Source organism: Streptomyces sp. NPDC001502 (assembly GCF_042894785.1).
GTDB classification, from domain to species: Bacteria; Actinomycetota; Actinomycetes; order Streptomycetales; family Streptomycetaceae; genus Streptomyces; species Streptomyces kutzneri.
Genome location: NZ_JBIAVW010000008.1, coordinates 60,556 through 75,461, shown reverse-complemented (window position 1 = coordinate 75,461; position 14,906 = coordinate 60,556). Strand labels below are relative to the sequence as shown.

General features: G+C 73.4%; 13 protein-coding genes and 1 riboswitch. Of the genes, 9 read left to right on the top strand and 4 right to left on the bottom strand.

Annotation, left to right across the window (positions count from 1 at the left end; translation table 11 throughout):
• Positions 1–306 precede the first annotated feature (306 nt).
• On the top strand, positions 307–1,242 hold the full coding sequence (locus ACFY0D_RS15855; protein WP_390799091.1) for an SMP-30/gluconolactonase/LRE family protein: 936 nt from the start codon (positions 307–309) through the stop codon (positions 1,240–1,242).
• 167 nt (positions 1,243–1,409) lie between these two features.
• Entirely contained in the window at positions 1,410–1,841 is a 432-nt protein-coding gene (locus ACFY0D_RS15850; protein ID WP_390798880.1) for a hypothetical protein, read from the top strand.
• A gap of 8 nt (positions 1,842–1,849) precedes the next feature.
• Here ACFY0D_RS15850 and ACFY0D_RS15845 read toward each other — a convergent pair whose 3' ends face one another.
• Both ACFY0D_RS15845 and ACFY0D_RS15840 read right to left on the bottom strand, forming a co-directional pair.
• Positions 1,850–2,479, bottom strand: a complete 630-nt coding sequence (locus ACFY0D_RS15845) for a DedA family protein (protein ID WP_373041630.1) — start codon at positions 2,477–2,479, stop codon at positions 1,850–1,852.
• The gene (locus ACFY0D_RS15840; protein WP_390798879.1) at positions 2,476–3,252 is read right to left on the bottom strand and encodes an MBL fold metallo-hydrolase; all 777 of its coding nucleotides are present in this window, start codon (positions 3,250–3,252) and stop codon (positions 2,476–2,478) included. Before ACFY0D_RS15840 ends, ACFY0D_RS15845 begins: the two co-directional genes overlap by 4 nt.
• 123 nt (positions 3,253–3,375) lie before the next feature.
• Here ACFY0D_RS15840 and ACFY0D_RS15835 point away from each other — a divergent pair, with 123 nt between their 5' ends.
• The 6 genes from ACFY0D_RS15835 to ACFY0D_RS15810 all read left to right on the top strand — a co-directional run bounded on the left by ACFY0D_RS15835 (position 3,376) and on the right by ACFY0D_RS15810 (position 10,997).
• A complete protein-coding gene (locus ACFY0D_RS15835; protein WP_314246320.1) occupies positions 3,376–3,780 on the top strand; it encodes a hypothetical protein in 405 nt (134 codons plus the stop codon).
• 169 nt (positions 3,781–3,949) lie between these two features.
• Positions 3,950–6,079, top strand: a complete 2,130-nt coding sequence (locus tag ACFY0D_RS15830) for a phage holin family protein (protein ID WP_390798878.1) — start codon at positions 3,950–3,952, stop codon at positions 6,077–6,079.
• Positions 6,080–6,154: 75 nt separating this feature from the next.
• Positions 6,155–7,540, top strand: a complete 1,386-nt coding sequence (locus ACFY0D_RS15825; RefSeq protein ID WP_390798877.1) for an amino acid permease — start codon at positions 6,155–6,157, stop codon at positions 7,538–7,540.
• Between the two features lie 41 nt (positions 7,541–7,581).
• Positions 7,582–8,022: an SRPBCC family protein gene (locus tag ACFY0D_RS15820; RefSeq protein ID WP_266377403.1), complete on the top strand. Its 441-nt coding sequence runs from the start codon at positions 7,582–7,584 to the stop codon at positions 8,020–8,022.
• Between the two features lie 99 nt (positions 8,023–8,121).
• A complete protein-coding gene (locus tag ACFY0D_RS15815; protein WP_314246328.1) occupies positions 8,122–9,183 on the top strand; it encodes a MoxR family ATPase in 1,062 nt (353 codons plus the stop codon).
• Positions 9,184–9,185: 2 nt separating this feature from the next.
• Complete coding sequence (locus ACFY0D_RS15810; protein WP_390799090.1) at positions 9,186–10,997, top strand: hypothetical protein; 1,812 nt, start codon at positions 9,186–9,188, stop codon at positions 10,995–10,997.
• A 115-nt stretch (positions 10,998–11,112) separates the two neighbouring features.
• Here ACFY0D_RS15810 and ACFY0D_RS15805 read toward each other — a convergent pair whose 3' ends face one another.
• Both ACFY0D_RS15805 and ACFY0D_RS15800 read right to left on the bottom strand, forming a co-directional pair.
• Positions 11,113–12,708, bottom strand: a complete 1,596-nt coding sequence (locus ACFY0D_RS15805; RefSeq protein ID WP_390798876.1) for an RNA polymerase sigma factor — start codon at positions 12,706–12,708, stop codon at positions 11,113–11,115.
• Positions 12,709–12,923: 215 nt separating this feature from the next.
• Entirely contained in the window at positions 12,924–13,685 is a 762-nt protein-coding gene (locus ACFY0D_RS15800) for a class I SAM-dependent methyltransferase (protein WP_390798875.1), read from the bottom strand.
• A 57-nt stretch (positions 13,686–13,742) separates the two neighbouring features.
• Positions 13,743–13,845: riboswitch (ZMP/ZTP riboswitch) on the top strand.
• A gap of 84 nt (positions 13,846–13,929) precedes the next feature.
• On the opposite strand from ACFY0D_RS15800, the gene ACFY0D_RS15795 reads away from it, so the two are divergent.
• Positions 13,930–14,775 (top strand): bifunctional 5,10-methylenetetrahydrofolate dehydrogenase/5,10-methenyltetrahydrofolate cyclohydrolase, encoded by an 846-nt coding sequence (locus ACFY0D_RS15795; protein WP_327388424.1) that lies wholly within the window; start codon positions 13,930–13,932, stop codon positions 14,773–14,775.
• Positions 14,776–14,906 lie beyond the last annotated feature (131 nt).

Here is a 14,906-nt window from a genome sequence, read left to right as displayed (position 1 = left end):
GGGCTTCCACTCCTTCATCGGCCACGACCCGGACAACGACGTCACGCTCGTCGTCTGGACGAACCTGACCCTTTCGCCCGACCGCCGGACCACGGCCCAGGCCATGCTGCCCACCCTCCTCAACCAGATCCACACCGGCCTCGGCCTCCCCACGGCCTGACCCCCCGCTCCCCGGGCCATCGGAGTGGCCGCCGGCCGCTCCGATGGCGTGGCTCCCGCACCGGAGCCCGCCGCTTCCTAGGGTCGGCGGGGGTACGGCACCGGGCCGTCCGACCGTCCGGATCAGGTGGGTGAGTCGTGGAACGCATGACGGCCGAGTCACGAACGCAAGCACCCCCGGCCGCCCGGCGGTGGACCCGGCGGCTGGCCGCCGCGGTGGCCTTGCTGATGCTCGGCGCGCTCCCCGCCGGCGCCGCGCAGCCCGCGGACGTACGGTCGCCCGCCGGCCCGCCCCTGTACGTGTCCGACTACGGCAACAACCGGGTGGTGACCCTGCCCGCGGACGGCGGCGACCAGAACACCGTCCCCTTCGACGGCCTGGTGCGGCCGACCGGCCTGGCCTGGGACGCCGCGGGCCGGCTCTACGTCTGCGACACCGGCAACAACCGGGTCCTCGTACTGCCCCCGGACGGCGGCGAGCAGGCCGTCGTTCCCACCACCGACCTGTCGCGCCCGCTGGGGCTCGCCGTCGACCCGGCCGGGAACCTCTACATCGCCGACAGCTTCAACGACCGGATCGTGAAGGTGCCGGCCGGCGGCGGGGGCCAGACGACCGTCCCCACCACCGGGCTGCTGCACCCCTGGGGTCTGGCGTGGGCGCCCGGCGGGGAGCTGTACGTCTCCGACTTCGTCAACGACCGCGTGGTCAAGGTGGCCGTGGACGGGAGCGGCCAGAGCACCGTGCCCACCACCGGCCTCTCCCAGCCGACCGGACTGGCCCGGAACGCCGCCGGTGACCTCTACATCGCCGACAGCGGGAACAACCGCGTGGTGAAGGTGGCCGCGGGCAGCGGTGCGCAGAGCACGGTGCCCACCACCGGCCTCAGCTCCCCGCTGGGCCTCGCCCTCGACGGCTCCGGCCACCTCTACGTGGCCGACGGCTTCAACAACCGGGTGGTGCGGGTCCGCGAGTCGGGCGGCGGACAGGTCACGCTCGCCTCCACCGGCCTCAACACGCCGACGGGCCTGGCGTTCCCACCGCCCGGCGCCCGGCCGGGCCACGACCCGGACCGCGACCGGTAGGGCCCCGCACGGGCCGGGCCGGAGCCTGGGCTCAGCGCCACGCGGTCACCCGGCCCCACGCCTGCCGTGCGTCTCCTGGCCCGTGCGACGATGCGTGGGCCGACAGAGCCACGAGCGGGGGGCGAAGGACGATGGAGTACGTCGATCTGAATGCACAGGTCGGGAACGTGTCAGGCGTCCTGTCCCCTGCTCGGTACCTGGAGCACCTGCCCTCCCTGGCTGACCATCTTCCGGCCGGGGCCCGGGGCTTCGCCACAGCCCCGGAGCACTACGACTTCTCCAGCCAGCGGTGTGTGAAGGACCTGGAAATCCAGCACGTCCGAGGTGTCGGAGCTGCCGACCGGCAGATGGAGATCCAGTTCCGGCACAACTGCTGGAAGCACGACGAAGACCTGGTCGTCCGCTACACAGGCGTCTCCAGCTTCGATGCCGCAAGCGCCGGGGACGGGGATTGGGCAGCTCTGGGGACCGTGATCCTCGACGAGGTCCTGCCTCACCGGAACGGCTGCAGCCACGAGATCGCGTTGTGGAACGGCTCGCTCGCCGTCGTCTGCCGCGACCTGGTCGCGACCTGGACCGAGGCTGACTGCCCCGGCTGACGGCCGGCTCAGGGGCGGGGTCGCAGGCGGCGCCAGAGCGAGGGGCCCGCGCTGATCGCGAGGGCCAGGCCGACCGCCAGGGCCACCCCCTTCCAGGGCTCCGCGAAGAGGGTGCCGCCCAGGATGCCGATCAGACCGTACGTCGCCGCCCAGGCCAGACAGGCCGGGGCGTCGCCGCGGGCGAAGCGGCGCAACGGCATCTGCGCCAGGAGACAGGCCAGCATCACCGGGATCCGGCCCGCCGGGACCAGCCGCGACAGGACCAGGACCAGCACCCCGTGCTCGTCGAGCCGCGTCCGCGCCTGCTCCAGCCGCTCCGGTGTGGCCCGGCCGCGCAGCGTCTCCAGCCAGCGCGAGCCGCCCCGTGAGCGCACCCCGCGCTGCCCGAGCCAGTACAGCGTCATGTCCCCGGTGAACGCCGCCAGCGCCGACACCGCGAACACCAGCAGCACCCCGTAGGGCGGCGACTGGTGGTGGAAGGCCACCACCGCCGCCGAACTCACCAGCGCACCCGTCGGGATGACGGGTACCAGCGCACCCAGGGCCACCAGCAGGAACAGCGCCGGGTACCCCACCGCCTGCTGGGTGCTCTCCGGCGGTACCTGGCCGGCCGCCGCCGCGAGCTCGCGCCACGTCACGGCAGTCGCACCCGCTCGCCGTGCTGCGGCACCCGTACGGTCACCTTGGGCGCCAGGTGCCGCGCGAGCCGCTCGAACTCCTCGCCCGGCGCGTGGAATTCGTGCGGCCGCACCGCGTCCATCCCGACGGGCCAGTACGTCCCGTAGTGCACCGGGACCGCCGCCGCGGGCGCCAGCCGGGCCAGCGCCTGTGCCGCCCGCCCCGCGTCCAGGTGCCCCGGGCCCAGGTACGGTCCCCAGCCGCCCACCGGCAGCAGGGCCACGTCCACCGGACCGACCTCCTCGGCCATCGTGTCGAACAGCCCGGTGTCCCCGGCGAAGTAGGTCCGCGCCGCGCCCCGCACCACGTAGCCGAGCGCCGGGCACCGGTGCGGCCCGAACGGCAGCCGCCGTCCGTCGTGCCGCGCGCCGACCGCCCGGATCCGTACGCCGTCCCGTACGGGGACCTCCTCGCCCGGCACCACCTCCGTCACGGCCAGCCCGAGCAGCCCGGCGACCCGCGCCAGCCCCGGCACGGCCCGGCGCGCCCCGCGCGGCACCAGCAGCCGGGTGCCGGGCGCGAGCCGGGCCAGCGACGGCAGGTGCAGGTGGTCGGCGTGCAGATGGGAGACCAGCACCACGTCCGCCACCGCGGCCTCGGGCGGGGGCACCGCCCCGCGCCGCCGCCGCAGGTGCGCGAGCCGCCGCGCGAACAGCGGGTCCGTGAGCAGCCGGACCCCGGAGTCCTCGACGGTGCACGTGGCATGACCCCACCAGGTGATCTCCACCGGCACCCGGCCTCCCTCCCTCGCGCCTCGCTCACGAGCCTAGGGGGTGTCTGCCCCGCGCGGCCGCCCGGAACCGGATCTCGGCCGCCCCCTCCTCTACGGCGGAGTATCGGAGTAGGGTCCGGCGGCATGGAAGAGTTGCGCGTGGCCGCGATCACCAGCCTGGCCCCGCTCGAAGACCTCGACGCCGACCCCTTCGCCGTGGACACCCGCGGCCAGCACGCCATGTGCGCGCGCTGGGCCGCCGACCGGGGCTACGTCGTGACGAAGCAGTTGCTGGTCTACGGGCTGCGCGCCGACCACTGCGGGCTCTGGTCCGACGTCGACACCGGGCAGGTCGACCTCTTCGTCGCCGCCAACCACCGGGTGCTGGCCCGCGCGCTGCGCTCCGTCGAGGAGTTCACCGCCGAGTGCGAGCGGCGCGGCGTACGGCTGGAGACCGCCGGGGGCGAGGAACCCCGGTACACCTCCGCGATGAAGGCCGAGGTGCACCGCAGGCTGTCCATGCCGACCGCCGGCTACGACGGCACCTGACCGGGCCGGGACGCGCGGCCCGCCCCATGCGGCCCGATCCGCCCCGATCCGCCCCGCCCCGATCCGGCCCGCCCGCCATGCGCCCCTGTGCGCCGTCCGCTTCGCCCGACCGGGTGCGCCGGGCTGTGCGAGCCTGGAAGGCGGGACCGGGCGCGCGGGAGGTGGCGGCGTGGGGCGAGGACGGTGGCGGACCGCGGGCAGCGCCCTGGTGCGCGTGCTCATCGTCTGGGCGGTGTCCACCCTCACGATGCTCGCCCTGGCAGGGATCCTGCCGGACTTCCGGCTCCAGTCCGACGACGGTGACAGCATCACGCAGATCGGGCTGACCGCCGCCTGGGCCGCCGGGGCCTTCGGTCTGCTGAGCGCGCTGGTCTGGCCGGTGCTCGTCCGGGCCCTGCTGCTGGTCCCCGCCCTGGTGCTCGGGCTGCTCGTCTTCTTCCTCAACGGCTCGCTCCTGCTGATGGCGCTCAGCCTGCTCCCGGACGGCCGCAGCGAGGTGGCCCCCGAGACCGCGGTGGTCGTCGCCGCCGTGATGTCCGCGGTGGCGTCGGCGACCTCCACCGCCCTCGCCGTGCGCGACGACGAGGCCTACCGGCGCCGGCTCTACCGGCTCGCCGACCGGCGCCGCCGCAGGCAGGGCAGGGCGGGCCCGTCCCGGGCCGCCGAGGCACCGCCGGGCCTGCTCATGCTCCAGCTGGACGGGCTGGGGTACCAGGAGTTGCGCCGCGCGTGCGGCAGCGGGCTGATGCCCACCGTCGCCGGCCTGCTGGAGGGCAGCCACCGCGCCCGGCCTTGGCGCACGGACTGGTCGAGCCAGACCGGTGCCAGCCAGCTCGGGATCCTGCACGGCTCCAACTTCGACGTGCCCGCCTTCCGCTGGTACGAGAAGGACACCGGCGAGGTGATGGTCTGCAACCGGCCGACCAGCGCCGCCGAGCTCCAGCGGCGGGCCATCGCGCGCACCGGGGACGGGGGACTGCTCACGCTGGACGGGGCGAGCCGGGGCAACCTGTTCAGCGGCGGCGCCGACCAGCTGGCGCTGGTGCTGTCGGTCTCGGCCCGGCGGGGGCGGGCCAACCGGTCCCGCGCGGGCTACTTCGCGTACTTCTCCGATCCGGCCAACGCCGTCCGTACGGCCGGGTCCTTCGCGGCCGAGGCGGTCCGGGAGGTCGTCCAGTCACTGCGGGCGCGGATCCGCGGGGACCGGCCACGGGTGTCGCGCGGCGGGCTGTACCCGCTGATCCGGGCCTTCGCGACCGTGGTCGAACGGGACGTGGTCGTCGCGGCCGTGATCGGCGACATGCTCGCCGGGCGTACCGCGGTCTACGCCGACCTGGTCGCCTACGACGAGGTCGCGCACCACTCGGGCCCGCGCGGGCGGGACACCGACCGGGTGCTGCAGCGCCTGGACCGGAGCCTCGCGCTGATCGTCCGGGTCGCCGAGCACGCGCCGCGCCGGTACCGGATCGTGCTGCTCTCCGACCACGGCCAGAGCCCGGGGGAGACCTTCCTCGGCCGGTACGGGCTGACCCTCAAGGACCTGGTCCGGGCGGGCTGCGGGCTGCCGGTCCCGCGCCGGGCCGGCCGTACCCGCAGCGGGGCAGAGGCCCGGGCGGCCGTGCTCGCGGCGCTCCACCGGCCGGTGGAGGAGGGCGAGGAGGCGCACCCGGGCCCGGGCTCCGATCCGGTGGTGCTGGCCTCGGGCAACCTCGGCCTGATCTCCTTCCCGGGCATCCCCGGCCGGGCTTCGAGGGCGCGCGTCGAGCGTGCGCACCCCGCCCTGCTGACCACGCTGGCGAACCATCCGGGCGTGGGATTCCTGCTGGTGGACGGGGTGGTGCTGGGCCGGGACGGAAGGGCGGCCCGGCTGGACGTCCCGGGGGAGGCGGAGGAGCTGCTGGCTCCCTTCGGCCCGGGCGCGGCGCAGGCCGTCCGCCGGACCGACGCCTTCCCGCACGTGGCGGACGTCATGGTGAACTCGGCGTACGACCCGCGGACGGGCGCGGTGCACGCCTTCGAGGAGCAGATCGGCTCGCACGGCGGGCTGGGCGGGGAGCAGGGGAACCCGTTCCTGATGTGGCCCGCGGAACTGTCGGATCCCGGGCCCGGCGAGGAACCGGCCGGCGCGGAGGCGGTGCACGCCGTGTTGCGGCGCTGGCTGCGGGAGGCGGACGGGCCGCAGGTACCGGTGGCCGCGAGCGAGCCCGCGGGGCGGCCGGTGGAGGAAAGCCCGCCCGGGGACGAAAATAGCGGAAGCCTTCCTTCCGCAGGGGTGCCCGCGCGGGACGAAATCCGCTGATTTTGTGGCGCATTCACGGTGGTCAACCATGTGTTGACCTGCCCAGCATGTGAGACATCCAGAGGCGCACCACCGATGACCAGCACCGCAACCCTGCCCGCCGAGGCCGCCGCACCCGCCGAGCAGGGCCGCGACCCCCACGCGCGCCGCTTCGGCCTCCCCGTCGCGACCTGCCTGGTCATGGGCAACATCATCGGCGGCGGGATCTTCCTGCTCCCTGCCTCCGTGGCCCCCTTCGGCACCATCAGCCTCGTCGCCTTCGCCGTCCTCACCGCCGGCGCGATCGCCCTCGCCCTGGTCTTCGGCCGGCTCGCCGAACGCCACCCGCAGACCGGCGGCCCCTACGTCTACGCCCGCGCCGCCTTCGGCGACTTCGCCGGTTTCCTCGCCGCCTGGAGCTACTGGATCACCGCCTGGGTCTCGAACGCGGCCCTGGCCGTCGCGGCCGTCGGCTACCTCACGGTGCTGTTCCCCGCCGCGGGCGAGCACAAGTGGTCCATGTGCCTGGCCGCCCTCGCCGTCCAGTGGCTCCCGGCCCTCGCCAACCTGGCGGGCACCCGCTACGTCGGAGCGGTCCAAGTCGTCGCCACCGTACTGAAGTTCGCCCCGCTGCTCCTGGTGGCCGTGGGCGGGCTGTTCTTCTTCGACCCCGCCAACCTCGGCCCCTTCCGGGCCACCGACCAGAGCGCGGCCGGCGCCGTCTCCGCCTCCGCGGCGATCCTGCTGTTCAGCTACCTCGGAGTCGAGTCCGCCAGCGTCAGCGCGGGCGAGGTCCGCGACCCGGCCCGCAACGTAGGCCGGGCCACGGTCCTGGGCACCGTGGGCGCCGCCACCGTGTACCTGCTCGGCACGGTCGCCGTCTTCGGCCTGGTCGCCCACGACCGGCTGATCGCCTCCACCGCCCCCTTCACCGACGCCGTCAACGCCATGTTCGGCGGCACCTGGGGCGGCACCGTGGTCGCCTGCGCCGCCGTGATCTCGATGCTCGGCGCCCTCAACGGCTGGACCCTGCTCAGCGCGCAGACCCCGTACGCCGCCGCCAAGGACGGGCTCTTCCCGAAGGCCTTCGAGACCAAGAAGCGCGGCGTCCCCGTCGTCGGCGTGATCGTCACCGTCTCCCTGGCCTCCGCCCTCACCGTCTACAACTACACGGCCGGAACCCAGGGCGTCTTCGAGAGCCTGGTCCTGATCACCACCTTCACGGCCACCGTCCCGTACCTGCTGGCCACCGCCGCGCAGATCTACTTCCTGCTCTCCGGGCAGCGCGAGCGGGTCCACCCCGGCCGCCTGGCCCGCGACGGCGTCCTCGCCGCCCTCGCCTTCGGCTTCTCGATGTGGCTGGTCGCGGGCTCCGGCTACGCGGCCGTCTACCAGGGCGTGCTCTTCCTCTTCGCGGGCGTCCTCGTCTACGCCGCCATGTCCGCGAGGAAGCACCGCGCCGCCGCGTCCCCCGCGGAGTAGCGTGGATGAAGGGGCCGGCCAGGGGGCGCCAAGGAACCATCATGTCCGCGATGAGGAAGAGCATCGACATCGACCGCAGGCCCGAGGACGTCTACGCGTACCTGACGGACCCGACCCACCTGCCGGAGTGGCAGGACAGCGCCGTATCCGCCGTCCCCATCGGCGATCTCCCCGTGCACGTCGGTTCGAGGGTCCTCGTCACCCGGCAGATCGGCCGCCGGCGGGTCCCCACGACCATGGAGTTCGTGGAGCTCGACCCGCCGAGGAGCTGGCACGTGCACGGGGTCGACGGGCCGGTACGACCCGATGTGCGCGGCACCGTCGAACCCCTCGACGGCGGCACCCGCTCCCGCCTCACCCTGGACGTCGACTTCGAGGGCCACGGCGTGGGCCGGGCCCTCGTACCCCTCGTGGTCAGGCCCATGGTCCGCAAGGAGATGCCCCGGGGCGAGGAGAAGCTCAAGCACCTCCTCGAAACCTGACGGCCCCGCGGCCGGGGAAAACCGGATGCCCCGCGGTGTGCGGTGCGGCGACACTGGCCGCACCACACACCCGCCGCACCCCCGAGGACATCCACGCCCGTGCAGGCTGCCGTCACCGTCACCCCCGCCCAGATCCCCGAACTGCTGCTCGGCCTCGCCACCGTCCGGCCGGTGTTCCTCTGGGGGGCTCCCGGCATCGGAAAGTCCTCGCTGGTAAGGAAGTTCGCCGACGCGCTGGGGCTGGAGTGCGTCAGCCTGCTCGGCACCCAGCTCGCGCCCGAGGACCTGATCGGCGTCCCGCAGATCCGCGACGGCCGGTCCGTCTTCTGCCCGCCCGAGGCCATCGCCCGCGACGAGCCGTACTGCCTCTTCCTCGACGAACTCAACGCCGCGAGCCCGGACGTCCAGAAGGCCTTCTACTCGCTGATCCTCGACCGCCGGATCGGCTCCTACGAGCTCCCGGCCGGCTCCATCGTCATCGGCGCGGGCAACCGGGCCACCGACAACGCGCTGGCCCGGCCGATCGCCTCCGCGCTGGTCAACCGCCTCACCCACGTCCACCTCCAGGCGTCCGCACAGGACTGGCTGGTCTGGGCCGGCGAGCACGGCATCCACCCCTGGGTGACCGACTACCTCACCGACCGCCCCGACCACCTCTGGTCGCAGCCGCCCAAGACGGAGGAGCCCTTCTCCACCCCGCGCTCCTGGCACATGCTCTCCGACGCCCTGCACTCCTTCGGCACGGAACTGGACGAGCAGACCCTCAAGGTGATCGCGCACGGCACCCTCACCCCGGCGCACGCCGTCTCCTTCTGCGGCTACGCCAAGATCGTGCGGCACAGCTTCGGCATCGAGGCGATCATGAAGGGCGACGCCTCCTGGCCCACCCGCCCCGCCGACCGCGACCTGCTCTACTACCTCGCCGAGGCCTTCCGGGGCCGCCTGGTCAAGGAGCTGCCCGCACAGCGCGAGCACGTCTCGCCCGCCCTGCGCCAGACCGCCTACCGGGCCAAGGCGCTGCTGGTCCAGCTCGCCGAGATCTCCGTGGAGGTGGCACAGACCGTCATCGCCGACGACGCCGACGGCCTGCCCGTGCTGCCCTCCTGGTTCCTCGTGGAGGCCGCCCGGGACATGCCGCGCCTGGTCGAGGCCCGCCGGTGAGCGTGTCGCGCCCCCGGCCCAGGAAGAAGACCCAGCCCGACCCCGCCGCCCAGGCCTTCGCCGAGGGGCTCGCCCTGGTCAAGCGCAACCCGGCCCTCGCCGCCGTCGGCGGGAGCGTGTGCGAGCAGCCCAAGTGCCCCGGGACCCCCGCCGCGGGCCTGGTCGCCGTGGACTCCAACGGCGTACTCCACGTCCGCTCCGGCCTGCGCGCCGAGCCCGGCACCTGGGCGTGGGCCCTCGCCCACGCCCTGCTCCACCTCGGCTTCGGCCACGTCCCGGCCGCGGCCGACCGGCACCGCGCGCAGCCCGACCGCTTCGACCTCGCCGCCCGCTGCGCCGTCGTCAACCGCTTCCTGCTGACCCAGCCGTCCGTCCGGCCCCCTGACGACCTCCCGGCCGAGTACCCCGGCGGTGACGAGGAACTGCTCGCGGCCCGCTGGCGCCGGGACGGCATCCCCGCCGCCTACGAGCTCTGCGGCACCGCCGGCGACCACCCCGACCAGCTCCTGGTCACCTGGCAGGCATGGAACTCCACCCCGGTCCCCGACTGGGAGACCGCCTTCGCGCACGCCCTGACCCGCAGCGTCTCCGCCGCCATGGAGGTCGCCGGCGGGCGCCGCGACCGGGTCACGGGGGAACGCGTGGCGCAGCGCCCGTGGGACCGCGCCCTGAACTGGTTCGTCTCCTCGTACCCGCTCCTCGGCGGCCTGGCCAGCGGCCTGAAGATCGTCGCCGACGCCGAGCTGGCCCGTGCCCAGGACATCGACATCGCCGCGGTCAGCGCCACCGCCGGGGAGATCTACGTCAACCCGCTCCGCAGCTTCGAGGAGGGGGAATGGCGGTTCATCCTGGCCCACGAGATGCTGCACGCCGCCCTGCGCCACGGCGAGCGCCGCGGCGCCCGGGACCCGTACCTGCACAACGTCGCCGCCGACTACGTCGTCAACGGCTGGCTCGTCGAGATGGGCGTCGGCGAGATGCCCGCCGGGCTGCTGTACGACCCCGAGCTGAAGGACCTCTCCGTCGAGGAGGTCTACGACCGGATCACCACCGACCTGCGCCGGATGCGCCGCCTCGCCACCCTGCGCGGCAAGGGCCGCGGGGACATCCTGGGCGACCCGCTGCCCCACCGGGGCAGCGCACCGTACGCCGACCTGGACGAGTTCTACCGGCGCGGCCTGGTCCAGGGCTTCGACCTGCACACGTACGGGGAGCGCGGCCTGCTGCCCGCCGGGCTGATCCAGGAGATCCGGGCCCTGGCCCACCCGCCCGTGCCGTGGGACGCCCGGCTCGCCCGCTGGTTCGACGAGTACGTGCCGCGCACCGAGCCGGTACGGAGCTTCGCGCGCCCGGCGCGCCGCCAGGCGTCCACCCCGGACATTCCGCGCGCGGGCCGTTACTTCCCGCCCGAGGAGGTCGCCCGCTGCACCTTCGGCGTGGTCCTCGACACCTCGGGGTCGATGAACGCGGCCCTGCTCGGCAAGGCGCTGGGCGCCATCGCCTCGTACGCGCAGGCCCGCGACGTACCGGCGGCACGCGTCGTCTTCTGCGACGCCGCGCCGTACGACGCGGGCTATCTGCCCCCGACCGAGATCGCGGGCCGCGTACGGGTCCGCGGGCGCGGCGGGACCGAGCTGCAGCCGGGCGTCGACCTGCTGCAGCGGGCGGAGGACTTCCCGCCCGGGGCCCCGGTCCTGGTGATCACGGACGGCTGGTGCGACACCCTGCGCATCCGGCGCGAGCACGCCTATCTGATCCCCCAGGGTGCCTCCCTGCCCTTCACCCCCAGGGGACCCGTCTTCCGCCTGACCTGACCTGACCTGGCCTGGCCCAGTCCGGTCCGGTCCGGCCGGTCCCGGCCCGTGGCCGGATGCAGAACGCCCCCGACCCGCGGGTCCGCAGGTCAGGGGCGTGCCGGAGGAGATCGGCTCAGTCGAGGTAGTCGCGCAGCACCTGCGAACGCGACGGGTGGCGCAGCTTCGACATGGTCTTGGACTCGATCTGGCGGATGCGCTCACGGGTGACCCCGTACACGCGGCCGATCTCGTCCAGGGTCTTCGGCTGGCCGTCGTTGAGGCCGTAGCGCATGGAGACCACGCCCGCCTCGCGCTCCGAGAGCGTGCCCAGGATGGACTGGAGCTGCTCCTGGAGGAAGGTGAAGGAGACCGCGTCCGCCGGGACGACCGCCTCGGAGTCCTCGATGAGGTCACCGAACTCGCTGTCGCCCTCCTCACCCAGGGGGGTGTGCAGGGAGATCGGCTCACGGCCGTACTTCTGGACCTCGATGACCTTCTCGGGGGTCATGTCGAGTTCCTTGCCCAGCTCCTCCGGGGTGGGCTCACGGCCCAGGTCCTGGAGCATCTGGCGCTGCACGCGGGCGAGCTTGTTGATGATCTCGACCATGTGCACGGGGATGCGGATGGTGCGCGACTGGTCGGCCATGGCACGCGTGATCGCCTGCCGGATCCACCAGGTCGCATACGTGGAGAACTTGAAGCCCTTGGTGTAGTCGAACTTCTCGACCGCGCGGATCAGGCCGACGTTGCCCTCCTGGATCAGGTCCAGGAAGAGCATGCCGCGGCCGGTGTAGCGCTTGGCGAGGGAGACCACGAGGCGGAGGTTGGCCTCCAGCAGGTGGTTCTTCGCGCGGCGGCCGTCCTCGACCAGGATCTCCAGCTCGCGCTTGAAGGCGGGCTTGTGGTCCTCCTCCTCTTCGAGCTTGTACTCGGAGAACAGGCCCGCCTCGATGCGCTTGGCGAGCTCCACCTCCTGCTCGGCGTTGAGGAGCGGCACCTTGCCGATGAGCTTGAGGTAGTCCTTGACGGGGTCGGCGGTGGCACCGGCCACCATGACCGTCTGCGCCGGGGCGTCGTCCTCGTCGTCGTCGGACAGGACGAAGCCCTGGGTGCCGCCGGCCTTGGGCGCCTCGTCCTCGGCCTCGTCGGCGAGGTCCTCGGCAGCCCAGTCCTCGCCCTCGACGGCGGGAGTCTCGCCCTCGTCGGCGTCCTTGGCGCTGGTCTTCTTCGCCGCGGTCTTCTTCACGGCGGTCTTCTTGGCGGCGGTCTTCTTGACCGTGCGCTTCTTCGGCTCGGCGGCGGCCTCGGCCGACGCCTCGTCCCCGATGGCTGCGGCCGACGAAGCGGATATCGCCGTGGCGGTGGTGGTGACGGCCGTCGCCGCGGCGGTGGCCGCGGTCTTGCGGGCGCCGATGGGGCGCGGCGCCGCGGCGGCCTTCTTGGCGACGGTGCGGGCCGGGGCGGCGGCAGCCTTGCGGGGCTTCTTGGCGGCAGCCTTGGTGGCAGGGGCCGCGCTGACGTGGAGGGCGACACCCTCCTCGTCCAGGACCTGGTTCAGGCTGCGCAGGACCCGCTTCCACTGGTCCACCGGGATGCGGCCGGCCTCGAAGGCCTGGCGCACGTCGTCACCGTTGATGTGACCCTGCTCGCGGCCGCGCTCGACGAGCGCGACAAGGGCCTCGGATTCGGCGATCTCCGGAGGGAACGTACGGGACGGGCTGAGCGACACAAGGAGCCTCTCGTTGCGAACAGATTAAGGGTGGGCGGGACATCATCGCGCGAACTCGGGAAACAGACCCGAGGGGGGTCTGTATTCCGGGCCGCGCGAGGACACCTGTCGGTTCATCGCATGCCCGAGTCGATTCGTTACGCGCTGAATTGAGTGACCTGCGCCACGCTGTGGCCACGCAACCCGATCCGGCGCAGATCCGTCCGCCCTTCAGATCAGCCCGTTTTGCGGGCCTCGATGAGGAAGCGGGCGGTGTGAGCGACGAACGGACCTTCGCGTTCGATCCGTTCGTGGAGCTCACGCAACCGGTCCCGGTACTGCCCGACCGTGAAGCCGGGCACCATCCAGATCACCTTCCGTAGAAAGTAGATCACGGCTCCGATGTCGTGGAACTCCGTGCGCAGACGTTCGGAGCGCAGATCGAGGACTTCGAGGCCGGCCGCGGTGGCGTCGGCGACCGCGTCGTCGGGGTGCCGGGAGCGCCGGATCCCTTCGGGCTGCGGGCCGAGGAAGTACTCGACGAGCTCGAAGACGCTCGCCGGGCCGACCTGCTGCGAGAGGTAGCTGCCGCCCGGCGTCAGCACCCGCGCGATCTCCTCCCACCAGATGGTCACCGGGTGCCGGCTGGTCACCAGCTCGAAGGCCGCGTCGCCGAAGGGCAGCGGCGGCTCGTCGGCGTCGGCGACCACCACCGCGCCCAGCGGGTGCAGCAGCCGCGTCGCCTTCTCCACGTTGGGCGGCCAGGACTCGGTGGCCGCCGTCAGCGGCGGCAGCGGAGCGCACCCGGCCAGGACCTCGCCGCCACCGGTCTGGATGTCCAGCGCGGACCGGACCTGGGCCAGGCGCTCGGCCATGAGCCGCTGGTACCCCCAGGAGGGACGCTGCTCGGTGGCCCGGCCGTCGAGCCAGGAGAAGTCCCAGCCGTCCACCGAGACGGACTCGGCCTCGGCGACAAGATGGTCGAAAGTACGCGTCATGCATTGATCGTCCCAGGTCGGACGCCCGACAACCACCGGATATGTCGACTACAGTGGTCGGCGGGCCGTGACTGGCGTTCGGGTGGATCACCACCGGGGAGCGGCCCGGCGTACCTGTGGACCTCCGGTACGTCGGCTGCCGCGCGCCTGGGCGAACCGCGATCCGCAGCGACGTTCAGGAGACCCCGTGACGACTGCCCAGACTGCCTCTGCCACCGCCTCTGCCGCCGGCTCCGCCCAGCTGATGGACGGCACGGCCCTCGCCCGCCGCATCTCGGAGCAGACCGCCGCCTACGCGGCGAAGATCACCGAGCGCACCGGCACCGCGCCCTGCCTCGCGACCGTGCTGGTCGGCGAGGACCCGGCCTCCGTGACCTACGTCCGCATGAAGCAGAACCGCTGCGCCAAGGCGGGGATCACCTCCCGCCACGTCGAGCTTCCGGCCGAGACCACCACCGAGGAGCTGGTGGCCACCCTCACCGCGCTGTCCGAGGACCCGGAGATCAGCGGCATCCTGCTCCAGCACCCCGTCCCGCACCACATCGACGAGCGCGCCGCCTTCGAGGCCATCGCCCCGGGCAAGGACGTCGACGGGGTCACCATGCACTCCTTCGCCGCCATGGGCTTCGGGCTGCCGGGCTTCGTCTCCTGCACCCCCGGCGGCATCATGCGCCTGCTCGCCGCCTACGACGTGGACCTGACCGGCAAGCACGCCGTCGTCGTCGGCCGCAGCGCGATCCTGGGCAAGCCGGCCGGAATGCTGCTGCTGGAGCAGAACGCCACCGTCACCTACTGCCACTCGCGCACCCAGGACCTGCCCTCGATCGTGCGCCAGGCGGACGTGCTGGTCGCCGCCGTCGGCAAGGCCGAGTTCATCCGCGGCGAGGACATCAAGCCGGGCGCGGTGGTCCTCGACGCCGGTTACAACGAGGGCAACGTCGGCGACGTGCACTTCGAGTCGGCCGCCGCCCGGGCCTCGTTGATCACTCCGGTGCCGGGTGGTGTCGGCCCGATGACCATCGCCGTACTGCTGGAGCAGACCGTGCAGGCGGCCGCCGCGCAGGCCGGGCTGGACCTCGCGGAGCTCTGATCCCACCGCGCGGATCCCGCGTACGACGCACGCCCGCGCTCACACGCGCACGCACGCCCCGGCCGGCCCTCGGTCCGGGGCGTCGCGTTTTCCCCGGGTGGCCGGTCCGCACGCCCGTGGCGTGCGGACCG